The 22,053-nt window shown below is 62.3% G+C and carries 22 protein-coding genes and 1 tRNA gene; 9 read left to right on the forward strand and 14 right to left on the reverse strand.

Translation table 11 applies throughout. The features are described from left to right. Positions 1 to 108 precede the first annotated feature (108 nt). The 4 genes from AC1D1L_RS10710 to rsfS form a co-directional block, all read right to left on the reverse strand. Positions 109 to 1,434: a S41 family peptidase gene (locus AC1D1L_RS10710; protein ID WP_162712000.1), complete on the reverse strand. Its 1,326-nt coding sequence runs from the start codon at positions 1,432 to 1,434 to the stop codon at positions 109 to 111. 1 nt (position 1,435) lies between these two features. Continuing rightward, complete coding sequence (locus AC1D1L_RS10715) at positions 1,436 to 2,779, reverse strand: murein hydrolase activator EnvC family protein (protein ID WP_477341085.1); 1,344 nt, start codon at positions 2,777 to 2,779, stop codon at positions 1,436 to 1,438. A gap of 123 nt (positions 2,780 to 2,902) precedes the next feature. Beyond that, on the reverse strand, positions 2,903 to 3,385 hold the full coding sequence (rlmH, locus tag AC1D1L_RS10720) for a 23S rRNA (pseudouridine(1915)-N(3))-methyltransferase RlmH (RefSeq protein ID WP_352592670.1): 483 nt from the start codon (positions 3,383 to 3,385) through the stop codon (positions 2,903 to 2,905). Positions 3,386 to 3,412: 27 nt separating this feature from the next. Next, positions 3,413 to 3,790 (reverse strand): ribosome silencing factor, encoded by a 378-nt coding sequence (rsfS, locus tag AC1D1L_RS10725; protein ID WP_112559829.1) that lies wholly within the window; start codon positions 3,788 to 3,790, stop codon positions 3,413 to 3,415. Between the two features lie 241 nt (positions 3,791 to 4,031). On the opposite strand from rsfS, the gene AC1D1L_RS10730 reads away from it, so the two are divergent. Next, the gene (locus AC1D1L_RS10730) at positions 4,032 to 4,886 is read left to right on the forward strand and encodes a mechanosensitive ion channel family protein (RefSeq protein ID WP_477341087.1); all 855 of its coding nucleotides are present in this window, start codon (positions 4,032 to 4,034) and stop codon (positions 4,884 to 4,886) included. Positions 4,887 to 4,901: 15 nt separating this feature from the next. Here the strand turns inward: AC1D1L_RS10730 and AC1D1L_RS10735 are convergent, their stop codons facing one another. From AC1D1L_RS10735 to obgE, 5 genes are all read right to left on the reverse strand, one after another. Continuing rightward, complete coding sequence (locus AC1D1L_RS10735) at positions 4,902 to 6,182, reverse strand: MFS transporter (protein WP_477341089.1); 1,281 nt, start codon at positions 6,180 to 6,182, stop codon at positions 4,902 to 4,904. 74 nt (positions 6,183 to 6,256) lie between these two features. Continuing rightward, on the reverse strand, positions 6,257 to 6,844 hold the full coding sequence (locus AC1D1L_RS10740) for a nicotinate-nucleotide adenylyltransferase (protein WP_477341091.1): 588 nt from the start codon (positions 6,842 to 6,844) through the stop codon (positions 6,257 to 6,259). Positions 6,845 to 7,007: 163 nt separating this feature from the next. Beyond that, a complete protein-coding gene (locus AC1D1L_RS10745) occupies positions 7,008 to 8,294 on the reverse strand; it encodes a glutamate-5-semialdehyde dehydrogenase (protein ID WP_477341093.1) in 1,287 nt (428 codons plus the stop codon). A gap of 3 nt (positions 8,295 to 8,297) precedes the next feature. Next, positions 8,298 to 9,476 (reverse strand): glutamate 5-kinase, encoded by a 1,179-nt coding sequence (proB, locus tag AC1D1L_RS10750; RefSeq protein WP_477341095.1) that lies wholly within the window; start codon positions 9,474 to 9,476, stop codon positions 8,298 to 8,300. Positions 9,477 to 9,478: 2 nt separating this feature from the next. Beyond that, positions 9,479 to 10,510, reverse strand: a complete 1,032-nt coding sequence (gene obgE, locus AC1D1L_RS10755) for a GTPase ObgE (RefSeq protein ID WP_477341097.1) — start codon at positions 10,508 to 10,510, stop codon at positions 9,479 to 9,481. Between the two features lie 170 nt (positions 10,511 to 10,680). Between obgE and AC1D1L_RS10760 the strand changes: the two genes are divergently transcribed. Then, the gene (locus AC1D1L_RS10760) at positions 10,681 to 11,544 is read left to right on the forward strand and encodes an endonuclease/exonuclease/phosphatase family protein (protein ID WP_477341099.1); all 864 of its coding nucleotides are present in this window, start codon (positions 10,681 to 10,683) and stop codon (positions 11,542 to 11,544) included. A 195-nt stretch (positions 11,545 to 11,739) separates the two neighbouring features. Here the strand turns inward: AC1D1L_RS10760 and AC1D1L_RS10765 are convergent, their stop codons facing one another. The 3 genes from AC1D1L_RS10765 to AC1D1L_RS10775 form a co-directional block, all read right to left on the reverse strand. Further along, positions 11,740 to 12,327: a GNAT family N-acetyltransferase gene (locus AC1D1L_RS10765; RefSeq protein ID WP_477341100.1), complete on the reverse strand. Its 588-nt coding sequence runs from the start codon at positions 12,325 to 12,327 to the stop codon at positions 11,740 to 11,742. A gap of 135 nt (positions 12,328 to 12,462) precedes the next feature. Continuing rightward, a complete protein-coding gene (gene rpmA, locus AC1D1L_RS10770; RefSeq protein WP_015315190.1) occupies positions 12,463 to 12,732 on the reverse strand; it encodes a 50S ribosomal protein L27 in 270 nt (89 codons plus the stop codon). Between the two features lie 100 nt (positions 12,733 to 12,832). Next, complete coding sequence (locus AC1D1L_RS10775; protein ID WP_477341102.1) at positions 12,833 to 13,546, reverse strand: 50S ribosomal protein L21; 714 nt, start codon at positions 13,544 to 13,546, stop codon at positions 12,833 to 12,835. Between the two features lie 347 nt (positions 13,547 to 13,893). On the opposite strand from AC1D1L_RS10775, the gene AC1D1L_RS10780 reads away from it, so the two are divergent. The 6 genes from AC1D1L_RS10780 to AC1D1L_RS10805 all read left to right on the forward strand — a co-directional run bounded on the left by AC1D1L_RS10780 (position 13,894) and on the right by AC1D1L_RS10805 (position 17,577). Further along, positions 13,894 to 13,983, forward strand: a tRNA-Ser gene (locus AC1D1L_RS10780). Positions 13,984 to 14,551: 568 nt separating this feature from the next. Continuing rightward, on the forward strand, positions 14,552 to 14,770 hold the full coding sequence (locus AC1D1L_RS10785) for a hypothetical protein (protein ID WP_477341104.1): 219 nt from the start codon (positions 14,552 to 14,554) through the stop codon (positions 14,768 to 14,770). Positions 14,771 to 15,120: 350 nt separating this feature from the next. Beyond that, positions 15,121 to 15,831, forward strand: a complete 711-nt coding sequence (locus AC1D1L_RS10790) for a pentapeptide repeat-containing protein (RefSeq protein WP_352593052.1) — start codon at positions 15,121 to 15,123, stop codon at positions 15,829 to 15,831. A gap of 84 nt (positions 15,832 to 15,915) precedes the next feature. Continuing rightward, the gene (locus AC1D1L_RS10795) at positions 15,916 to 16,113 is read left to right on the forward strand and encodes a hypothetical protein (RefSeq protein ID WP_477341106.1); all 198 of its coding nucleotides are present in this window, start codon (positions 15,916 to 15,918) and stop codon (positions 16,111 to 16,113) included. 524 nt (positions 16,114 to 16,637) lie between these two features. Continuing rightward, complete coding sequence (locus tag AC1D1L_RS10800; RefSeq protein WP_477341108.1) at positions 16,638 to 16,859, forward strand: hypothetical protein; 222 nt, start codon at positions 16,638 to 16,640, stop codon at positions 16,857 to 16,859. Between the two features lie 514 nt (positions 16,860 to 17,373). Beyond that, a complete protein-coding gene (locus AC1D1L_RS10805) occupies positions 17,374 to 17,577 on the forward strand; it encodes a hypothetical protein (RefSeq protein ID WP_477341109.1) in 204 nt (67 codons plus the stop codon). Between the two features lie 193 nt (positions 17,578 to 17,770). On the opposite strand, the gene AC1D1L_RS10810 is transcribed toward AC1D1L_RS10805, so the two are convergent. Next, on the reverse strand, positions 17,771 to 19,750 hold the full coding sequence (locus AC1D1L_RS10810) for a putative bifunctional diguanylate cyclase/phosphodiesterase (protein ID WP_477341111.1): 1,980 nt from the start codon (positions 19,748 to 19,750) through the stop codon (positions 17,771 to 17,773). 270 nt (positions 19,751 to 20,020) lie between these two features. On the opposite strand from AC1D1L_RS10810, the gene AC1D1L_RS10815 reads away from it, so the two are divergent. Further along, positions 20,021 to 21,067 (forward strand): class I SAM-dependent methyltransferase, encoded by a 1,047-nt coding sequence (locus AC1D1L_RS10815; RefSeq protein WP_477341113.1) that lies wholly within the window; start codon positions 20,021 to 20,023, stop codon positions 21,065 to 21,067. Positions 21,068 to 21,107: 40 nt separating this feature from the next. Here AC1D1L_RS10815 and AC1D1L_RS10820 read toward each other — a convergent pair whose 3' ends face one another. Continuing rightward, on the reverse strand, positions 21,108 to 22,001 hold the full coding sequence (locus AC1D1L_RS10820) for a LysR family transcriptional regulator (protein ID WP_477341115.1): 894 nt from the start codon (positions 21,999 to 22,001) through the stop codon (positions 21,108 to 21,110). Positions 22,002 to 22,053 lie beyond the last annotated feature (52 nt).

Genomic DNA, 22,053 nt, shown 5'->3' on the forward strand with positions numbered 1-22,053 from the left:
TTTTGAGGCACCGCTCTCCAGCCACTGCCTCCGAATCAAACTGCCGGAACCTTGCGGTCCCGGCAGCATTGCATTGCTTCGATCAGGCAGCCAGTGCTGCCGGTCGACTTACTGGTTGAGCACGGCCTTCTCCGGATTCGGCGGGAACGCCGGATCGGTCTTCTGGCCGCGCAGCAACTGCTCGGCGTAGATCAGTTGCAGATCGTCCTTCGGATCCGGCGGCACATAGGCTGCCGAGCCCGAACCGGTCTCACCCTCGTCGGCGCCCTTGATGTGGCCCTTGAGGTCCGATTCGCCACGCGTCAGGTCCCTGCCCTGCAGTTCGGGCGGCAGCGGCTGGTCGACCTTGATGTCGGGCGTAATGCCTTTGCCCTGGATCGACTTGCCGGACGGCGTGTAATAAAGCGCCGTCGTCAGACGCAGCGCGCCGTTCTCGCCAAGCGGGATGATGGTCTGCACCGAGCCCTTGCCGAAGGACTGCGTGCCGACCACGGTGGCGCGGCGCAGGTCCTGCAGCGCGCCGGCAACGATTTCCGAAGCACTGGCCGAACCGCCATTGACCAGCACGATCAGCGGCTTGGCGCCGATGTCGTCGCCTGCCTTGGCGTCGAAGCGGGTGACATCCTTCGGGTCGCGGCCGCGGGTCGAGACAATCTCGCCACGGTCGAGGAAGGCGTCGGACACGCTCACCGCCTGGTCGAGCAGGCCGCCCGGGTTGAGGCGCAGATCGAGCACATAGCCCTTGAGCTTGTCGTTCGGCACCTGCTTCTTGATGGTGTCGATAGCGTTCTCGAGGTCGTCATAGGTCTTTTCGGTGAAGGAGGTGATCTTCATGTAGCCGATGTCGTTCTCGACCCGGAACTTGACCGCCTTGACCTTGATGATGTCGCGCACAACCGTCAGCTCGATCGGCTTGTCGGCGCCCTGGCGCAGGATGGTGAGCTTGATCGGCGTGTTGACCAGGCCGCGCATCTTTTCGACCGCGTCGTTCAGCGTCAGGCCGCGAACCTCTTCGCCGTCGATCTTGGCGATATAGTCGCCGGCCAGCACGCCTGCCTTGGCGGCCGGTGTGTCGTCGATCGGCGTGATCACCTTGACCAGGTCGTTCTCCATGGTGACCTCGATGCCGAGGCCGCCGAACTCACCCTTGGTCTGCACGCGCATGTCCTGCGCCTGCTCGGCATTCATGTAGGACGAGTGCGGATCGAGAGAAGCGAGCATGCCGTTGATGGCGTTTTCGACCAGCGACTTGTCGTCCGGCGGCGTCACATACTGCGCCCGCACGCGCTCGAAGATGTCGCCGAAGATCGCTAGTTGCTTGTAGGTTTCGGAGCCTGCAGCGTTCGCCGTCGAGCCGGGCGCGCCATAGACCAGGCTCATCGCTGACGCGCCCATCAGCGCACCGGCAATAAGAAGCGACAGTTTCCGCATCATTTCACGTCCTTCCAGAGAAGCGGTCCGCCCACCATGGGGTCGGATCGACGGGTTTTCCATCCTTGCGGAACTCGACGTAGAGTTCCGGCGTGGCATTTCCATTCTTCGAGGCCGAGGTGCTTGCCACCCGGGCCTCTCCCATCGCGCCGACCGGCTCTCCTGCGAGCACCGACTGGCCAGACGCGACGCTGATTCTGCTCATCCCCGCCAGGACGACATGATAGCCGTCTCCCGCATTGAGGATCAAGAGTTGACCATAGGAGCGAAAAGGCCCCGCATAAAGCACATTTCCGTCCGCCGGTGCCGTCACGATGGCTCCCGATTGTGTCGCAACCATGTCGCCAAGCATCACCGCGCCGTTACCGTCATCGGCCCCGAAACGGCGCTTGATCTTGCCGGTGACCGGCAGCGCGACCTGGCCCTGAAGCGCCGAAAACGGCGCCGAGGCGGTGAGGCGATTGCGTTCCGGCACTGGCAGCGAGGCGAGTTCCGTCGACGCGGTGGTATCCGCGTCCGGCTTGTCCCCGTCAGCCGCCTTCTGCTCGCCTGCCTTGACTGCATCCGCCGCCTTGCGGCTCTTGTCGGCCTCGAGCGAAGCGATCAGTTCCTTCAGGCTGCCGGCCTTGGCCGCAAGCGCCTGGGAGCGCTGCTTTTCCGCCACCATTGCGGTCCAGGTGTCCGCCTCGAGCTTCTGCTTGGCTTCGAGCAGCATGGAGAGGCGTTTCTTTTCCGCCGTCTGCTCGCCGACCGCCGCCGTCAGCCGGGTCCGCTCGGCCTCGATCGAGGCCGTTACCCGCGTCTGTTCCTTGAGGTCGGCCAGCAATTTGTCGGTCTGCTGGCGCAGTTCCGGCACCACCGCGCCGAGCAGGATGGCGCTGCGCACCGACGACAGCGCGTCTTCCGGCTTGACCAGGATCGCCGGCGGCGGATTGAGCCCCATGCGCTGCAACGCTCCCAGCACCTCGGCCAGCACGTCGCGCCGCGCCGCCAGCGAGACGCGGATCTTCTGTTCCTCGCCCTTCAGCCCTTCCAGCCTGGCGCCGATATCCTCGATGTCCTGGCCGAGCTTCTGCTCGGTCATCGCCGACTGGATCAGCGCCGCGGTGATCGAAGCATGGTCCTTCTTGACCGCCGCAATGTCGGCGGCAAGCTTGGCCAGCCGTTCGGACGACAGCGTGATCTCGGCCGACACCTTCTCATATTCGGCCCGGCTCTGGTCCGGATCGGGCGCCACGTCGAGCGTGTTTTCGGCCCGCGCAAGGCCGAGCGACAGCAAAACCACGGCTGCAGCGATGCCGCAGCGTGCGTGCCAGAAGCCCGTTCCTGATTTCCCGTTGTCAGCCATTGAAGCCCGACTCTATGCGTGGCTTCGTTAACGAACCATCAACCATGATCGAAACCGAAGCCTAGCATAAGACAGCCGCGCATTGGGGCGGAAATCGGTATGACGGTGATTGCGTCCACCGGTTTACGACCGATGGTACGGATGGCCCGAGAGAATTGTCGCCGCGCGATAAAGCTGCTCGCCCAGCATGACGCGCACCAGCTGGTGCGGCCAGGTTGCCGCGCCGAACGACAGCACCAGATCGGCCTGGTCGCGCAGCGGCTGGTCGTGTCCGTCGGCACCGCCAATGGCGATCACCAGCGCCTTGCGGCCCCCATCGCGCAGCTGGCCGATGCGGCCGGCGAAATCGTCTGAGGACAGGTTTTTGCCGCGTTCGTCGAGCAGGAATAGCGCCGTGCCTGGCTGCAGCTGCGCCTGCAGCTTCTGGCTTTCCTCGCGGCGGCGCTCATTGGCGTTCTGCGCGCGTCCCTCGGCAATCTCGGCGACACCGGAGAATTCGAGCCCGATCGCCGGGCCGCTCTTGGCGAAACGCTCGAAATAGCGGTCGGCGAGTTCTCTCTCGGGGCCGGTCTTCATCCGGCCCACGGCATGAACGAATACTTTCATCCCGCCTCTATAAGCCGCGCGAGCGGCTTAGTGGAGGGTCTCTTCCTCGAGATCCGGCGCCTGCCACATCTTTTCAAGATTGTAGAATTCGCGGACTTCGGGGCGGAAGACATGGACGATGATATCACCAGAATCGATCAGAACCCAGTCGGCGCCGGACAGCCCCTCGACGCGCGCCATGCCGAGCCCGGCATCCTTGAGCGCCTTGAGGAGATGGTCGGCAACAGCCGAGACATGACGGTGCGATCGACCCGATGCGACAACCATGTAGTCGCCGAGGCTCGATTTCCCCTGAATGTCGATTGAGACGATATTTTCGGCCTTGGAGTCTTCCAGACTGGCAAGGACTGTCTTGATGGCACGGGATACGGCGTCATCTACGCTGATCCTGGCCGGCGAAGGCACGATGTCGGCCTTCTTCCGCAGTGCTGTTCTCAGTGTATTTCCTTTCGCAGCAAGAACAACCAAATCACCCATGAAATCAGGTGACACCCCATAGATAGGCAGAGTTCCGTTGCAGTTTCAAGACGCAGGCTCTGCCGGCGCGAACGTGGCGCCCACCTTGCGGTTCCGCCGGGCTTCAAAAAAATCGGAACCCATGGCGTCCACAGGGGTTATCGACGCACCCCCCAACCGGAATTCTCTGATGCCCATCGACCCCCAAAACACGCTTCTCACCGTGCAGGCCGGCCTTGCGCAACTGAGCACCCTGATCGTTTCCTATTCCTTCTCCGCCATCGGCGCCGTCATCCTGCTGGTTGTCGGCTACCTCGTTGCCGGTCTCGCCGAACGCTCGATCTCAGCCGGGCTCGGCCATATCCATGGCTTCGACGCGACGCTGCGCCATTTCTTCTCGAAGATCGTCCGATACGCCATCCTGATCCTGGTCGTCATCATGGTGCTCGGCCAGTTCGGCGTGCAGACGGCCTCGATCATCGCCGCCATCGGCGCCATCGGCCTGGCGATTGGTCTTGCGCTGCAAGGCACGCTGCAGAACATCGCCGCCGGCATCATGCTTCTGGCGCTCAGGCCATTCCGCATCGGCGAATATGCCGAGGTCGGCGCCATTGCCGGCACCATCGAGGAAATCGGCCTGTTCGCCACCAAGCTGCGCACGACGGACGGCGTCTACGTTCTGGCGCCCAATTCGACGCTGTGGAACCAGCCGGTTCGCAATTTTACCCGCAACGGCGTGCGCCGCACCGACATCACGCTCACCATCGGCTCGTGGAACGACATCGACCTGGCGCAAAAGACCATGCTGGGCGTTGCCGGTGGCGAGCGTCGCATCAAACGCGAGCCGGCGCCGATTGCCTTTGTCGCCACCGTCGGCGATGCCACCGTCGCCATCACCTTGCGCTACTGGACATCGGCGGCGGATTTCTTCGCCACCCAGATCGATCTCACCAAACGCGTCAAGCAGGCCTTCGACGCCGAGGCCATCTCGGTTCCGGCGCCGCCGCCGGAGGCCCGGCAGGAGGCTTCCGCCACCCGACAGTAGGTTTGTGGAACTCGTCTAGCGCTGCTCTTCAGGGGCGAAAGCGAGCTCCACCGGCAGCGGCGCCTGCGCCGACATCGGCGCGAAACTGCCGGTCTCCGTGGCAGGCACGGCGCGAGTCGTCGCCACCCGCCACAGCACGAACAGGCAAAAGACGGTGGCGATGACGATCGCCACATAGATGAAGGCCTGCGTTCCATAGACAGCCGACAGCGCCGTCACGATGCCCGGCACGATGAAACCAGACAGCGACCAGGCAAACAGCAGCGAACTCGACAGCGCCACCATGTCGTCCTTGCCGGCGCGGTCGGCCGCATGCGCGCTGGCCAGCGAATAGATCGACTCCGAGGCGCCGTCCCAGATCACGTAGATCACCACCAGCACCGCCAGCGCGCCGCCGTCGAAGCCGATGGCGAGCAGGCCGGCGACGATGGCAAGCGCCGCGGCGCCGGCCAGGACGTAGCGGCGGTCGGTACGGTCGGAGATCCAGCCGAGCGGGATCTGCAGGATCAGCGTGCCGACAGGCATGGCCGAGAGCAGCAGCGCCACATCGGCCTGGCTGTAGCCCTTGGCCGTGGCGTGGATCGGCGCGAAGCCCGAAATCGCCATCGACAGGCCGCCGACGGCCAACATGCCGGCCACGCCGACCGGCGAGATTCGCCAGGCGCGCCCGAGCGCCACCGAGGCCGCGCGAGGTGGTGGCGGTTGAGCTAGACGGGTCATGCCGACCGGCAGGATCGACACCGCGGTGAAGGCAATGCCGATCAGCGGCGCCTGCGCCGACGCGATGTCGACCGCCGCAAGCAGGGCATAGCCAACGCCGAGCCCGGCGACATAGGCGACGTAAAACACCGCCATCACCCGGCCGCGAATGGCGTTGGCTACGGCATCGTTGAGCCAGCTCTGGGCAACGATGAACAGGCCGCATATGGCAAAGCCGTAAAGCGCGCGCGCCGCGATCCACAGCAGCGGATAGGTGCCGGCGCCGATGGCCGCGTTGGAGAGCGCAATCAGCGCCGACAGCACCATGAACGCGCGGGCGTGCCCGACCCTTCTGACGAGAGGTCCTGTCAGGATGCAGCCGGCAAGGCCGCCGGCCGACAGGCCGGTGATGATCAGCCCGGCCCAGGTCGGATCGAAGCGCTCGACGCCGAGCCGGACCGGGATATAGGCAAACATCAACCCGTTGCCGACCGCGATCAGCGCCATCGATACGACGACGCTGGCAATGGCGATCACCGGCGCCGGTGGGGCGCCGTGGTCCGGGTCGATGTCGTTTTGGTTCACTGGATTGGCCATATCCAGCGCAGCATCGCCCAGCCAGTGGCGAAAGACCGCCGTAAAAGCGACATCGGCGATCTGGCCTTACGGAGTTATCCCTTGGCCTGCTTGCGAATAGCGCTCGACGACAGCGACGAGCGCGGGCCGTGAATAAAAGTCCAGGCCGGCGCTTTCATGCGCGCGAGCCGGGGCGCGTCGCCCTCGTCGACGCGGGCATAGTCGAAGGTCTTGGCGACCACCGAAGACAGGAAGGACAGCGTCGCACCCGGGCGGTCGATGACGGCGATCGGGAAGGTCATGACGATCTGGCGCCAGCGTTGCCAGCGGTGGAAGTCGCGCAACGAGTCGGCACCCATGATCCAGACGAAGTCGACGCCGGGATTGCGCGCCTTGACCAGCTCCAGCGTGTCGGCGGTGAAGCGGATATGATGCGCCGCCTCGAAAGCCGTGACCTTGATCTTCGGGTTCTTGGCGATCTGCTCCGACTGAAGCAGCCGGTCGCCGAGCGGCGCCAATTCCCTGGTGCTCTTCAGCGGATTGCCTGGGGTCACCATCCACCACAGCTGGTCGAGCGCCAGGCGCCGCAGCGCGATTTCCGCCACCAGCGCATGACCGGCATGGGGCGGGTTGAACGAGCCGCCAAACAGGCCAACTGCAAGGCCCTTTTCGGCGTGGGGCATTTTGAAATAGCGGGAGGAAATAGCGCCCTTACCCTCCCCCTTGTGGGGAGGGTCGATCCGCGAAGCGGAGCGGGGTGGGGGTGTTGCAGAATTCAGCGTCGTACCCCCACCCGGCTCGCTACGCTCGCCACCCTCCCCACAAGGGGGAGGGTAAGGCCAGCGCTCAAGGCCTCACCTGTCCCGACCCGCGCACGCGGTATTTGAACGAGGTCAGCTGTTCGACGCCGACCGGTCCGCGCGCATGCATCTTGCCGGTGGCGATGCCGATCTCGGCGCCCATGCCGAACTCGCCGCCATCGGCGAACTGGGTCGAGGCATTGTGCAAGAGGATCGCCGAATCGATCTCGTTGAAGAAGCGCTCCACCGCCTTTGCATCCTCTGCGATGATCGCCTCGGTATGATGCGAGGAGAACGTTTCGATATGGTCGATGGCGCCGGCAATGCCGTCGACCAGCTTCACCGCGATGATGGCGTCGAGATATTCGGTCACCCAGTCGGCATCGGTCGCCGGCTTGGCGTCGAAGAACAGCTTCATCACCTCCAGATCAGCATGGATTTCGCAGCCGGCCGCACGCAGCGCGTCGAGGATCGGCACCAGATGGGTCGACGCCACGGCACGATCGACCAACAGCGTCTCGGCAGCGCCGCAGACACCGGTGCGGCGCATCTTGGCGTTGACGGCGATCTTCACCGCCATATCGAGGTCGGCCGAGCGGTCGATATAGAGATGGCAGATGCCTTCGAGATGGGCAAAGACCGGTACCCGCGCCTCGCTCTGCACCCGCCCGACCAGGCTTTTGCCGCCGCGCGGAATGATGACGTCGAGATTGCCGGAGAGACCCTTCAGCATCTCGCCGACGGCGGCGCGGTCAGTGGTCGGCACCAGCTGGATAGCGTCTTCCGGCAGGCCGGCGGCTTTCAGCCCCTCGACCAGGCAGGCATGGATGGCGGCGGACGAATTGAGCGAATCCGAGCCGCCGCGCAGGATCACTGGATTGCCTGCCTTGAGGCAGAGAGCGCCGGCATCGGCCGTCACATTCGGCCGGCTCTCATAGATGACGCCGACGACGCCGAGCGGCGTGCGCACGCGCTCGATCTGCAGGCCGTTCGGCCGCTCCCAGGCAGCGATCACATCGCCGACCGGATCCTTGAGTTCTGCGATCTCGCGAACGCCGTCGGCCATGGCGCGGATACGCGCCGGATCGAGCTTCAGCCGGTCCATGAACGAGGCGGACAAGCCCGATTCGTGGCCATTCGACACATCGATGCCGTTGGCGTCGAGAATCTCCTGCTGGCGCGCGATGATCGCGTCGGCCATGGCGAGAAGCGCGGCATTCTTGGCGGTGGTGGTGGCGATGGCCAACGGTCGGGCGGCGGCGCGGGCGCGGTGGCCGATATCGGCCATCAGCGCGATCGTGTCATCCCCGGATTTTTCATGCAGCTTCAGCATGGCTCATCCTCCGCTTACGTCGCCCCCGGCCCTTAGCTGGCCGGCAGCTCGTATCTGGCCACCCGGATCGCTCACCACAAGATCGTCGCGGTGGATCATCGCCGAGCGCGCCTCATAGCCGAGCACTGTTTCGATCTCGGCGGTTTTCAAGCCTGCGATCCTTACGGCATCGGCGGCATCGTAGGCAACCAGCCCGCGCGCGATCTCGCGGCCCTCGGGCGACAGGATCGCCACCGTATCACCGCGCGAAAAGTTGCCGCTGACCAGCCTGACGCCGGCCGGCAGCAGCGATTTGCCTGACAAGAGCGCGCCGATGGCGCCGGCATCGACAGTGAGCCGCCCGGCCGGTTCGAGCTGACCGGCGATCCAGGTCTTATAGCCTTTCACTGGGTTGGCGCTCGGCTTGAAGAAGGTGGCGCGCTCGCCACGCTCGATCGCCATCAGCGGCGACAGCCTGGTGCCGGAGGTGATGATCATGGCAGTGCCGGCCGCGGTGGCGATCTTGCCGGCGTCGAGTTTGGTGCGCATGCCGCCACGCGACAGTTCGGAAGCCGCCGCCCCCGCCATCGCCTCGATATCGGGCGTGATGCGGTCGACCACGGGGATGAACTTCGCCTGCGGATCGCCCGCCGGCGGTGCGGTGTAGAGTCCGTCAATGTCGGAGAGCAGCACCAGAAGATCGGCGCCCATCATCGTCGCCACCCGCGCCGCCAGCCGGTCATTGTCGCCATAGCGGATCTCGGAGGTCGCCACCGTGTCGTTCTCATTGATGACCGGCACCGCCTTCATCTTGAGCAATGTCGAGATTGTCGCGCGGGCATTGAGGTAGCGGCGGCGCTCTTCAGTGTCGCCGAGCGTCAGCAGGATCTGGCCCGATTTGAGCCCGCCCTTGCCAAGTGCATCCGACCATGCGCCGGCCAGCGCGATCTGCCCGACGGCGGCCGCCGCCTGGCTCTCTTCAAGCTTCAATGCCCGCTTGCCGAGACCGAGAATGGTGCGGCCGAGTGCAATGGCGCCGGACGACACGACCAGGATTTCGGCGCCACCATTGGCGAGCACCGCAATGTCGTCGGCCAGCGAGGCCAGCCAGTCGCGCTTCAGGCCGCTGGTGCGGTCAACCAGCAAGGCCGAACCGATCTTGACCGTGATGCGCCGGTATTTTGTCAGCGACTGCGCCGTCATCGCTATGAGTTCCAGCGGGTCTCGACGGGAGCGGCAGTCGCGTTGCGCGCTTCGCCAACCACCGCCATCAGCGCCCGCAGTACCGCTTCGACGCCTTCGCCGGTGACCGCCGACAACAGCATCGGCGCGCGACCGGCGGCGCGCTTCAGCGACGCGGCCTTCTTCTTGCGCTCATCCGCATCGAGGATGTCGACCTGGCTGAGCGCCACGATCTCGACCTTGTCGGTCAAGCCATTGCCATAGGCGTCGAGTTCGGCGCGCACGGTCTTGTAGGCCTTGCCCGGGTTCTCCTCCTGCGCCGAGACCAGATGCAAAAGCACGCGTGTGCGCTCGACATGGCCGAGGAACCGGTCGCCGATGCCGACGCCTTCATGCGCGCCTTCGATGAGGCCCGGAATGTCGGCGATGACCAATTCGCGTGCATCGATGCGGGCGACGCCAAGGCCGGGGTGCAGCGTGGTGAAGGGATAGTCGGCGATCTTCGGCTTGGCCGCGGTCACCGCCGCAAGAAAAGTCGACTTGCCGGCATTGGGCAGCCCGACCAGGCCGGCATCGGCGATCAGCTTCAGCCGCAGCCAGACATTCATCTCTTCGCCGGGCAGGCCCGGATTGGCGCGGCGCGGCGCCTGGTTGGTCGAGGTCTTGAAATGCTGGTTGCCGAAACCGCCATTGCCGCCCTTGGCCAGCAGGAAGCGCTGGCCGACCACGGTCAGGTCGCAGATCAGCGTCTCATTGTCCTCGGCAAAGACCTGGGTTCCCGCCGGCACCTTCAGCGTCACGTCGGCGCCCTTGGCGCCGGTCATGTTGCGGCCCATGCCGTGGACACCGGTCTTGGCCTTGAAATGCTGCTGGTAGCGATAGTCGATCAGCGTGTTCAGCCCGTTGACGGCTTCCAGCCAGACATCGCCGCCGCGGCCGCCATCGCCGCCGTCGGGGCCGCCGAACTCGATGAACTTTTCGCGCCGGAACGACACCGAACCGGCGCCGCCGTCGCCGGAGCGGATATAGACCTTGGCTTGATCGAGAAATTTCATTGGACTACGCAGTTTCTGCTGTTGGCCTTGCGGCTTTGCTCTAACCTTGCGCCTTGCTCTAAACCAAGGCGGACCGAAGGGCGAGGCCGATTTGCGACTAAAGCGCCGGATGCCCTTTTGCCGGGGAAGCGGTAGCAGTGTTCGCGGGACGGAGCGTGGGGGGCGTGGGAATGAAGGTCGTCACCTATAACATCCAGTACGGCATCGGTCTCGATGGCCGCTACGATCTCGGCCGCATCATCGATGCGGTGCGCGGCGCCGACGTGATCGCGCTGCAGGAAGTGACCCGCAACAATCCGAGGAACGGCAACCGCGACATGGTGGCCGAAATCGGCGAGGCACTGCCCGAGTATTTTGCCGCCTACGGCAGCAATTTCGAGGTCAATGTCGGTTCGCGCCTGGAAGCCGGCCGCGCCATCACCACCACCTTCCAGCTCGGCAACATGGTGCTGTCGAAGACGCCCATCCAACTGTCGCGCAATCTGCTTTTGCCGCGCAGCCGCAGCCTGGAGGCGATGAACTTCCAACGCGGCGCGCTCGAGGCGCTGGTCGAGACCCCGCTCGGCTTCGTTCGCTTCTATTCCACCCATCTCGACCATCGCAGTCCGGTTGAGCGCGCCAGCCAGATCCGTTTTCTGCGCCAGCGCCTGCTGAACTATGCCCTGGAGGGCGGCGGTCTCTCCGGCATTCCCGAGATCGGCCTGCCGGACCTGCCCTATCCCGAAGCCTTCATCGTCATGGGCGACTTCAACATGCTTCCCGGCTCCTCGGAGTATGTCGAACTCGTCGGCCGCCCGGACCATGAGTTCGGCATGCCGCTGACCGCCGATCTCGCCGTCGATGTCGCCCAGCGCCTCAACGCGTCGGACATCGTTACCTGGGTCGATCCCAACCGGCCGCAAGACACAAGCCGCCACAAGCGCATCGACTACATCTTCACCTCGGCCTCGCTCGCCGGATCGCTGAAGCGCCTGTGGGTCGATCAAAAAGCCGTCGGGTCGGATCATCTGCCGGTCTGGGTTGAGATGGGCTGAGTTAAGCCCGATTCACAACCGACGTTTCCAAACCTGTCGTTTGGAGCCACGCGCCTAGGTGTGTTGAGATTCAGGTCAGGCCGAGTCGAGAATGGTGGCTTCCGAGAACCGGAGCTGAGCGTACTTAAGTACGTGAGCACCGGAAGCGCAGGAAGCCGCCATTCGCAGACCGGCCTCACCTGAATATCAATACACCTAGAAGTGGACCCAGTTTCGCAGGCTGATCCACGTCTTCCTGTCTAACCGGTAGCGCTCGACCGGCACCTGGCCGGCGACGATCGAGTTCAGCATGCCCTGGCCGGCATACTGGAAGCCGCACTTGTGGATGACCCGGCGCGAGGCCGGATTGATCACTCGCGTCGAAGCCTGCAGCACCGGGGTCGACGTCCGCTGGAAGGCGAGGTCGACCAGCGCATGCGCTGCCTCCGTCGCATAGCCGCGCTTCCAGTAGGGCTCGCCGATCCAGTAGCCGAGTTCCAGCCCGCGATCGGTCATGTTGAGGCCGGCACAGCCGACGAAAGTGTCGGTGCCGGCCAGCGTCAGGGCGTACGCAATGCCGGCCCGGCGCGACCGGGTCATGGCCAGGAAGGCGCGCGCCTCCGCCTCGCCATAGGGGTGCGGCATGCGGGCCAGCATTTCGGCGACATGACGGTTGTCGGCAAGCTCAACCAGTTGCGCAATATCGGCTTCGCAGGGCGCCCGCATCACCAGCCGCTCCGTGGCCAGCACCGGGCAGTCTATCGCGTAACTTTCGTCTTCGGTGTCTTCCGCTTCGGCAACCATTTTCAGTCCTCCAGGCAAGAAAAAAGGGGAGATGGAAAACCCATCTCCCCTGATCCTTTTCCTGGCCCGATCCATTCACTGGTTGGCCAGACACCGGTTCCCGAGATGGGCGCCGGTTTTGTAGTGCGGAACCGGCTACTCCGCGGCTTTGGTAATCGGGTTGACCGATACGTAGGTTCGGCCGTTGGCTTTTTTGTTGAAGGTGACTGCGCCGGTCTCAAGCGCAAAAAGGGTGTGGTCCGTGCCCATGCCGACATTGACGCCGGGATGCCAGGTGGTGCCGCGTTGACGGATGATGATGTTGCCCGGGATGACGGCTTCGCCGCCGAACTTCTTCACGCCCAGACGCTTGGAATGCGAGTCGCGACCGTTGCGCGACGAGCCGCCAGCTTTCTTGTGTGCCATCTAACTAACTCCGATGCGCCTCAAGAGGCGCTTGAATAGTCTTATGAACGCGTTCGCGTTCCGTTTCAAGTCCGATCCGGCGACCTTGTCGCCGGAAAAATTACTTCTTCGCCAGTTCCTTGGCCTGCTCGCGCCAGTCCTTGATCTGGTCGGCGCTGAAGGGCATGTGCTCATCGATCTTGGCGACATCCTTGTCGGTCAGCTTGGCCAGTTGCGCGAAGGTGATGATGCCCTGTTCGGCCAGATCCTTGGCGGCGACCGGGCCGATGCCCTTGATCACGGTCAGGTCGTCCGGCTCGCCCTTCGGCGCCTTGAACAGCGGCGCCGCGACGGCGGTCTCGGCCTTGGCTTCCGCCTTCGGGGCAGCTTCTGCCTTGGCTTCCTTCTTGGCCTTGGTTTCCTTCGGCGCGGCCTCGGCCTTCGCCTCGGGTGCGACCTCTGCCTTGGCTTCCGGCGCCTTGGCTTCGACCTTGGCTGCGGCCTTCTTGGAAGGCTTGGCGCCACCCAGCAGGATCTCGGCGATCCTGACCGTGGTCAGAAGCTGGCGGTGGCCGATCTTGCGGCGCGAATTCTGCCGTCGGCGCTTCTTGAAAGCGATGACGGTGCGGTTCTTGCCCTGCTCGACGACTTCCGCCGTGACCAGAGCGCCATCGACGAACGGGGCGCCGAAGGTGACATTTTCGCCCTCGCCATGGGCGAGAACGCTGCCGATTTCGACGATATCGCCGACATTGGCTTCGAGCTTTTCGATCTTCAGGAGATCGTTGGCGGCAACGCGATACTGCTTACCGCCCGTTTTAATGACTGCGAACATTTTTTGCCTTTCGCTGTTCGGTCGGCCTTGATGAACCGCCTCTGGCGGTTCGGCCGTCTTTTTGTCAGTCTGCGGGTTCAAAAAACAAGCGGCGCGGAAGAACCCTCCACGCCGATTGCGCGCTTCCCCTAACCGAAGGTTTGGCTGAAGTCAAGGCAAACGGCCCGATTCCCTGCTGCTCCGGTCCTTGCTCCAGAACGCGGGCCGACGCCGCCTGTCGACGCCGCCAATGCCTGATCAGGCAAGGCCCGCGCAGGAAGCTGAATTTCGCCGCGGATTTGGCCTTGTAACCTGCCCGCCCAGCCGTTATCTAGTGCGCCGCGCCGGCAACGGCCGACCATGACCGCGGAGAGGTGGCAGAGTGGTCGAATGCACCGCACTCGAAATGCGGCATGGGTGCAAGCCCATCGGGGGTTCGAATCCCTCCCTCTCCGCCATCCCAGATTGAAGTTATTAGATATTTTCTCGCATTAAAACGATAGCCCCCGAACTGCCTCCGTCGGTTTCCGCTTATCTTTTCGTCACCGTGGCAAAGATGATAAATTTCCCGAGTTCCTTGCTTCGTCGGAAAAAGGCGATCTCGGCGGGATCGCTTGTCGACCGTTGTCGGCCTTTCTCGCAACGACGGGCCTAGTTAAGGCCGACTCGCGATTACGGCGTCCACCGACCGCGACACGTGATAGGTTTGACGCGGGTCGCCTATACTACAAAGGTTCTCGACGTCGGAAATCCGACTAAAGATTAGCGGGCGGTCACTCGTGCAGATCGTGGAGGCCCCACTTTCGAACCCGCCCCGTCTGCTGGAAATGCCGGGGGATGCGCTACCGGCGGGAACGAAGCGGCGTTTGCTGCTTCGACGCAGCGGGCTCTGACTGGATGCGATGACATTGACGGGATGACAGATCAGGCGCAGGCTGAGCGCACCGACCGAGCTCGGGCAGGCCCGACCGGGACCGCGTGCGCGATGAAAACCTCGAGCAGCATGGAGATTGACGGGAGGAAGAAATGAGCCAGGTCAAGCACGTTTGCGATCGAGCACGATCGTTATGGCTGCGGGTGGTGCGATCGACCCACCCTGTCGACGATGTCGAGAACGACGAGCTGTATCGGCTGACCGACGGCAAAAACAAGGCCAACACCGGCACCAACTTCGAGGCGTCCCGCTTCGACATCAAGACCCGTCTATCGCGGTGGGAGAGCTACACGCCGCCGAACGTTAACTGAAAACTATTCCGGTTCGGAGTACTTTGGAGAGCCCAGCCACAGCAGTGATCGAGCCGAGCAACGACACGATCGTTCTGCCGTTCCACCGCGCTTACCGCAACAACTTCGGAATGATCCCTGTGCGCACTCAAGACGATTTCATGCTCGTCTCGCCGTCGCACCCTGAGCGCTACCCGCCGGGCTCTTGCATTCAATAGGTCCAACGCCCACCATTTTCGCCCGCTGCCTCAACGGCGGCGGGCTTTTCATCTGGCGGTGGGGACTAGCGGGATTAGCGGGCAAAATGCCGTCGCTTTCGAGTGTCCGCAGATGTGGTAAGGTTGTCGGCGAGTAGCAGAGGTCCAGCAACAATGACTTTGAGACGAACCAGAGCCTACGGCACATCCAGCTTGGTTCTAGCGGTTTGCATTGTATTTGCTTGGCAGAACGCCGCTGCCGCTCAAGATTGCGACGCAGCCGCGGCGCCTGGCGTCAATTGGCAGGACTGTGACAAAAAGCTTCTCATCCTAAAAGGACAGGACCTGAGCGGGGCGAACCTGATCGGTGTTGATTTCACTTCGACCGACCTCAGGAACAGCAATCTCCTTGCGGCAAATTTTGAGAAGGCAACGCTTGTGCGTGCTTCACTGGCCGACTCGACTGCCAAAGGCGCCCGGTTCGACAAAATCGAGGCCTACAGGACCGACTTCAGCCATATGGACGCGCAGGGCGCTGTGTTTACGGGCGCGGAAGTGCAGCGCTCGAATTTCCAGGACGCCAATCTGACCAATGTTGATTTCACAAAGGCGGAATTGGGGCGAGCGCAGTTCCATGACGCCGATATCAGCGGCAGCCGCTTTTCGTTTGCCAATCTCGCGCGGGCGGACTTCCGAGGAGCGACGTTCACCGCGCCGATAGACTTTGACCGCGCTTTTTTCTTTCTGACCCGTATCGAGGGCCTCGATCTTTCCAATTCGGCGGGTCTATCCCAGTGGCAGCTCAACATGGCTTGCGGAGACGCCCGGACCGAGTTGCCTTCTGGCTTGACGAGGCCTGAAGATTGGCCCTGTAGCGAGCCATAGGCTCGGCGCGACGAACACATCGAGGAATTCCTAAAAGCCTACGTCGCGAGGTTCCCGGACGCCGTAGAGCGAATGGAACATGTCATGTTGAATCCGTTCGACGATAATGACGAGCTGATGTCCCAGAACTTCCGCGAGATCTATCAGGTCGCACAGTCGATGGAATTCTTCACGGCATACGCGACGCATGAGCCGAGTGCGATCCATCATTTGGTCAGGGACGTCGCGAGACGTGTGTCGGATGGGCTTGGCCCTATGGGATCGAAAAAAATCAAATATTGACGCGCCGCCTGGCTGAGGCCTGGATAGGCAAGATGCCCCACCGGAATCAGCCGGTGGGGCTCTTGGAACAGCCCACTTAGGGACTAGCTGACGGGGCTGTTCGGCGGTGTGACCCGGGGAGGATCACATGTGCAATTTGGCACCTTCCTTTGCCCGGCACATCGGCCGAACAGATGAGGACGGTCCCCGGCCTTGGACTCTTGTGCCGGCGGTGCGGTGGTGATTTGCTTCTGCCGTCATAGTCAGGGACCTCGGTGAAGAACACCGGCCGGCGGTCGCGGTCGGGAGCCTTGCAATCCAGCAGGCGAACAGCCCTACGAGATCCTGATGCATTGACCCCGTGATCAGGACCAAGCCTGTCGATGAGCGCCTGGACGTCTAGCTTTGTGGATTTGCAGCAAACCGGGTGCGCGCAATTGACGTAGACAGATTCGCGGGCGGCAAGGGTGTCGGCGAGGGTTTTTTGAGGCATGGCGATCTCCATTCGAGGGTCGCCGCAACGAGGGAAATATAGGAGGCAAGGCTTGAAGATGACAGGGAAAGAGGAAAAGTTTGAGAAGATCGACACTAAGCTATCATCGATCCAATCCGATGTGACTTCGCTGCGTGCGAAGGTCGATCATCTCCCAAGCGCTTTCAATGTTGTGCAGATTACTGGCATCTTGCTGGCACTGGTTGTCGCCAGCATGGGTGGTGTGCTTGCCGTCCTGAAGTATGTCGCTACTCCCAAAGCGCGGCCATGCTAGTGATGGTGAGCGTCCGGGGGTGAGGCTTCAGTAAGGCTTAAGCCCAGGTTCAGGAGGCGGCGCGTTCGGGTCGGGGCAATCAGACAATTGCTCACACGCAGGAGGCCGATCGCCAACTCCGCCATAACGTTCCACCAGTTTTGCGAATCCGTAGGCGAAGGCGAAAAGAAGCGCCAGGACAGCCACTATTCGGACGGCCATGCGGGATTATAGCACGATCATCCCGGCGCGTTTGTTTAGGCTTCCCTAATGGAATATGATCTCTTGTCAGCCGGCACCCATTGCCGGTTAGGCCCGGTGGTCAAACCCCAAGCCCCCCGCCCTTGACCGCTGGGCCGCCAGTAGCCTCGCCAGCGCGCATTTATGCCGACCGCTGTCTGCCAATGTTGGCGCGACCGGAAAGTGCATCGTTTTACTCAATTTCCAATTGCTGGACTCGCGCGATGCGTCGGTAGTTTAATTTTTGCATCAGGCCAAGGAGTGGAAGGGTCGCGAACTGGGAGGAACTAGACACATGAATTTGGAATTCGACATCCGCCATCCGTCTGACGATCAGCCGTACGAAATCACCTCTTTCGCCCAAAAGTACGGCCTTACGATCCCAATTGCGGACGCCGTGCTCTTCGCCAAAGGACCGTCGCGGACGGCATGCGACGCTGCCGCACTCGCTTTCCTCTGCGCTATTGCCGCACAAGCCAAGAGACAGAGGGCGCAATAGGCCCACCAGGCGGCCGGCGGGGCTCCTACGCCCGCGAAGCCCTCCGCGCGCCCTGGCGCCCGCCTGTGGCCAGCGCCATGCACTGCAACGCCATACCGCGGGAAAGCCCTTGTTGCTTATCGGGCCCTGGCCCGAAATGACCGTGGGGCAGTGACGCCTTGTTGCGTAGCAGCCAGCACCCGATCGGCGCCTGCTAGGCAACGAGGCCTTGCCTGATCTGGTTTACTTCTTCGATCGGGACCGGATGCCCGGTGAGGAAGCCCTGCATCAAATCTACCCCCAGGCGCTGCAGCAATATGTACTGCTCTTCCGTTTCAACGCCCTCGGCGAGCACGACATGGCCAAGATTGCGAAGCAGTCCGACCATGTCTCGCAACAGGCTCAAGCCATGAGACGTCTGGCAATCGTGGAGGAAGCTGCGGTCGATCTTGACCACGTCGAATTTGAAACGGCGGAGCCATGTAAGGCCAGCAAATCCCGTTCCGAAGTCGTCCAGCCAGATCTGAACGCCCAATTTTCGCAGCCGCTCCACGTTTCTTACCGCTTGCGCCTCTAGAAAGATGTCACTGCCTTCGGTGATTTCGATGGCCAGTTTCTGTGGGGCGAGGCCGTGCCGACCAAGGATTTCGGTGATCCGGAGTGAAAAGTTAGGAACCTTGAGCTGAAAAACAGATACGTTCACGGTCACGACCGAGCCCAATCCGTATTCAGCCATGTCACCGCAGGCTCGATCGACCAGCCACGTACCCAGTTCCACTATCGCGCCAGTTTGCTCTGCAACGGGTATGAATACGGACGGACTGATCATGGTGCCGTCGAAGTCACATACCCGCATCAGCGTCTCGTGGCCCAGCACCCGTCCAGACGCCAGGTCGCAAATTGGCTGGTAGGCGACAGAAACGAGCTGGTTGGAAACTGCCAGCTTCAGCAGTTCTGAAAGATTTTCGCCGGAGCGATCCCGGCCGGTGGCGTGCGGGTCGTAAATTGTGAACGTAGCCCGACCCGCAAACTTGGACGCGTAGAGTGCGCGGTCAGCTTCCTGCAGCAGGATTCTAAGCTCTATGCTCTGATCGGCGCGCGTCAACGAGGCTCCGGCACTGATCGTGACAATGTTGAGCTTGTCACCCCGATCAGGGTGATAGATGTCCAAGTCCTCCACAGCGCGACAAAATTGCTGCGTTATTTCGTGAAGGTGAGCCCGTCCGGTGACCTTGCAGAGAATGACGAATTCTTCTCCGCCATAGCGTGCCGCGACGGCGTTATTCGAAGCCGCTATTTCGGAAAGGACCTGGGCGAGTTTGATCAGACAATCGTCGCCGGCTTGATGACCAAGTCCGTCATTGAACCTTTTGAAGTAGTCGACGTCGATCAGAATGAGGCCTATCTCGTCGTCGTCCGCGGCCCAGTCTTCGCGCAGCTCCGAGAACTCTCGAATGATCGCTCTCCGGTTTTTCATTCCCGTGAGCGGATCGGTGTCCGCGATTTCGGTTAGCTTCTGCCCCTTCCTGATAGCAGCCTGCTCCTGGAACTGTGCCCGAAGTGCGTGCAGGAAAGTCTGGTACCGCTCCAAGCTAAGTCGCCAGGAAAGATACAGCGACAACACCAGACAATTCACGAAATAGGCCGACAGCACGACCCGGCCAACGATGTCGGCCTGGAGGAAGAACAGCGCGGCGCACACAAAGCTTGCGGCGACCGTCGCCGAGGCAATGGCCGAAAGCCCAAACCGGAAGTTGAAGAACAAATTCGCACCCAGGATAAACACGGTGCCAAAAACCATGAAATGGGAGAGGGCATCCTGATGCTCTGTTCCAAGGGCGGAGACGAGCCATCCGAGGGCACCGGATACGATCGCCAGCGCCGCTACAAGGTGCAAGGTGGCAAGGGCGAAGCCCCGTCGGGCGACAAATTCGACAAGCGCCAGGGAAGTGATCCCCAGCACAACGCGGGTCAAAACAAGCCGATCGGCGATATCCGGAAAAAGAAACCAATCGAAGAGGCCATAGGCCACATAGCTGACTACAGCAGCCGCAATACCCCATCGCACGAGCCTGCGATTTTCATCGGCATCTTTCTGCAGGAACAGCGCCAGGAGTTCCGGATCGGCCGAATGCCACCGCGGGCGTGCAATCGCAACCGCCACCTTCTGGGCAACGTCCTCGCTCAGTTGCATTGCAACGCTCCTCCACGATCTGCAGTAGCGAATGCAATAGCCGAGGTCGCCCGCCGTCGGAGAATGAAGGCGTTACTGTCCGCAGGAAAAGTCGGATGTCGCTAACCGACGGTAAACAGGCGGTTCGGATTTAGCCAGTTCAGCAAGGTGAAGGACCGCTCAATTGGCTAAAGTTTTATTAAAATTTTATTAAAATAGTTCGCATCGTGCAGCGACGCACCTATGCTGTTTGCCGGGGACCGGGGGGTAAAACCGGAGAGTAAAACTGGCATGCCAATCGACCCAAAAGTGCAGCTCGACGAATACAGCCTCGTCACCACCAGACTGATGAAGAAACATGCCCCTACCTCTGAAGAGACGATTGACACTAACGAGTTGAGGGACAGGACGGCCCAGCTCGCCCTGATACTGGATCTTGCTCACCAAGCCTTCATGCGGCACAAACCGGCCGCCCCCATCGTCCACCGCCTGGCGGGCAGACTCCATAAGCTCCGCCGGCAGGTTGCTCCCGCGGTCTGGCAGAAACTCGTCCCGTTGGCTCAGCAGCATCGGGTCGCGGAATATTTGATCCAGGATCCGTTCACGCGTTGGTCGGTCGAAAAACCGCGCGGGTATTCAGGCGATGCAGGCCTGCTGGACATTTACTACAAGCATCCCGCTGCCGACGATGCCGTGGCTTCGTCGACCTTACTTGGTCGGCAAATTTACGCGTACACCAGTGAAGCCGCCAGTTCGGTGGCGGGGCGCGAGCGGCGAGATATCCTGGCCAGGACCGTCGACGAGACGGCCAGCGGTGTGGCGAAGGCGGAGGTCCTGGCAATTGCCTGCGGCCACCTGCGGGAAGCCGAACGCTCTGACGCGTTGGCCAAGCGCAAATTGCAACGTTGGATAGGCCTGGACCAGGACCACATCAGCGTAGCCACCGTGAACCACGACTTTGCCGGCACGGCAGTCGAGGCACTCCAGGGCTCTGTACGCGGCATTCTTCGCCGCGCCTATGCTCTTGGCACATTCGATCTCGTCTACGCATCGGGGCTTTACGATTACCTGCCGCGTGCCATCGGCGTCCGCCTGCTGCAAAGAGCCATGGAATTCGTCAAGCCTGGTGGCGAATTCCTGTTTGCCAATTTCAGCGACGAGATCACGACCGATGGTTACATGGAGACCTTCATGGATTGGCCGCTCATCCTGCGTTCGGCTGACGATATGTGGGACATCATCAATGCCGCCCTCGGTGGGAGCTCTTTCGACGCGAAAGTCTATTATGGCTCGAACCGAAATATCGTTTACGGCAAAATCAGGAAGGGCGACCTCTAACTGACACAGTGCGGGGAATCGCGCGGGTCTCTTTTCGGCATCACAGCTGCCAACGCTTCAGATGGTCGATCAGCACGCGCAGCTTCGGCGCGGCATTCCTGCGGCTCGGGTAATAGAGGTAGAAGCCGGCAAAGCGCGGGCAGTAAATCTCGAGCACAGGTATCAGTTCGCTCCGCTCCATTGCGGAGCGAAAACTCTCTTCCATGCCGAAGCTGATGCCGACTCCGGCCACCGCCAGCTTGACCATCAACGCCATGTCATTCGTTGTGATCTCCGGCGCGACGTCTACCCGGAACTCCCTTCCGGATTCGGCGAACTCCCAGCGATACGGCGCGGCCTTGGGCGCCGGACGCCAGCCGATGCAGCGATGGCGGGCAAGGTTGGCTGGATGCGACGGCACGCCGAACCGGTCGCGATAGGCGGGCGAGCAGACGGCAATTTGCCGCTCGTCGCCGGCAACCGGCACCGCGATCATGTCCTGTGCGATGACCTCGCCCAGCCGAACCCCGGCATCGTAGCCTTCGGCGACGATGTCGAACTCTTCATCGGTCACCGTGATATCGAGCTGGATCTCGGGATTGGCTTCGACAAACCCGGCAAGAAACGGTCCCGACAGGAAGCGTTCGGCGACCGAAGATACGGCCAGCCGCAACTGCCCGCGCGGCCGGTCGCGCAGTGCCTGTGTCGCCTCGAGCGCGGAGCGCATGTCGGCAATGGCCGGTCCGACTTCGGCATGGAGCCTCTCGCCGGCTTCGGTCAGGCTAACGCTGCGCGTGGTGCGTTGCACCAGGGCAATGCCAAGGCTCTCCTCCAGCCGCTTGATCGTCTGGCTGACGGCCGAGCGGCTGACGCCCAGCCGATCGGCTGCAGCGCGGAAATTCCGCTCCTCGGCGACAAGCGCAAAGACCACCAGTGCATTGATGTCAGGTGACACTGGTTAGCTTCGCTTTCCATAGTGTGGCGAAATGGGTGTCTTATCGCAACAA

This window comes from Mesorhizobium sp. P2_D6 (assembly GCF_056404315.1).

Coding starts and splice junctions, on each gene's coding strand:
- AC1D1L_RS10710 (WP_162712000.1), bottom strand. CDS start 1,434: ATGATGCGGAAACTGTCGCTTCTTATTGCCGGTGCGCTGATGGGCGCG.
- AC1D1L_RS10715 (WP_477341085.1), bottom strand. CDS start 2,779: ATGGCTGACAACGGGAAATCAGGAACGGGCTTCTGGCACGCACGCTGC.
- rlmH (WP_352592670.1), bottom strand. CDS start 3,385: ATGAAAGTATTCGTTCATGCCGTGGGCCGGATGAAGACCGGCCCCGAG.
- AC1D1L_RS10730 (WP_477341087.1), top strand. CDS start 4,032: ATGCCCATCGACCCCCAAAACACGCTTCTCACCGTGCAGGCCGGCCTT.
- AC1D1L_RS10735 (WP_477341089.1), bottom strand. CDS start 6,182: ATGGCCAATCCAGTGAACCAAAACGACATCGACCCGGACCACGGCGCC.
- AC1D1L_RS10740 (WP_477341091.1), bottom strand. CDS start 6,844: ATGCCCCACGCCGAAAAGGGCCTTGCAGTTGGCCTGTTTGGCGGCTCG.
- AC1D1L_RS10745 (WP_477341093.1), bottom strand. CDS start 8,294: ATGCTGAAGCTGCATGAAAAATCCGGGGATGACACGATCGCGCTGATG.
- proB (WP_477341095.1), bottom strand. CDS start 9,476: ATGACGGCGCAGTCGCTGACAAAATACCGGCGCATCACGGTCAAGATC.
- obgE (WP_477341097.1), bottom strand. CDS start 10,510: ATGAAATTTCTCGATCAAGCCAAGGTCTATATCCGCTCCGGCGACGGC.
- AC1D1L_RS10760 (WP_477341099.1), top strand. CDS start 10,681: ATGAAGGTCGTCACCTATAACATCCAGTACGGCATCGGTCTCGATGGC.
- AC1D1L_RS10765 (WP_477341100.1), bottom strand. CDS start 12,327: ATGGTTGCCGAAGCGGAAGACACCGAAGACGAAAGTTACGCGATAGAC.
- rpmA (WP_015315190.1), bottom strand. CDS start 12,732: ATGGCACACAAGAAAGCTGGCGGCTCGTCGCGCAACGGTCGCGACTCG.
- AC1D1L_RS10775 (WP_477341102.1), bottom strand. CDS start 13,546: ATGTTCGCAGTCATTAAAACGGGCGGTAAGCAGTATCGCGTTGCCGCC.
- AC1D1L_RS10785 (WP_477341104.1), top strand. CDS start 14,552: ATGAGCCAGGTCAAGCACGTTTGCGATCGAGCACGATCGTTATGGCTG.
- AC1D1L_RS10790 (WP_352593052.1), top strand. CDS start 15,121: ATGACTTTGAGACGAACCAGAGCCTACGGCACATCCAGCTTGGTTCTA.
- AC1D1L_RS10795 (WP_477341106.1), top strand. CDS start 15,916: ATGTTGAATCCGTTCGACGATAATGACGAGCTGATGTCCCAGAACTTC.
- AC1D1L_RS10805 (WP_477341109.1), top strand. CDS start 17,374: ATGAATTTGGAATTCGACATCCGCCATCCGTCTGACGATCAGCCGTAC.
- AC1D1L_RS10810 (WP_477341111.1), bottom strand. CDS start 19,750: ATGCAACTGAGCGAGGACGTTGCCCAGAAGGTGGCGGTTGCGATTGCA.
- AC1D1L_RS10815 (WP_477341113.1), top strand. CDS start 20,021: ATGCCAATCGACCCAAAAGTGCAGCTCGACGAATACAGCCTCGTCACC.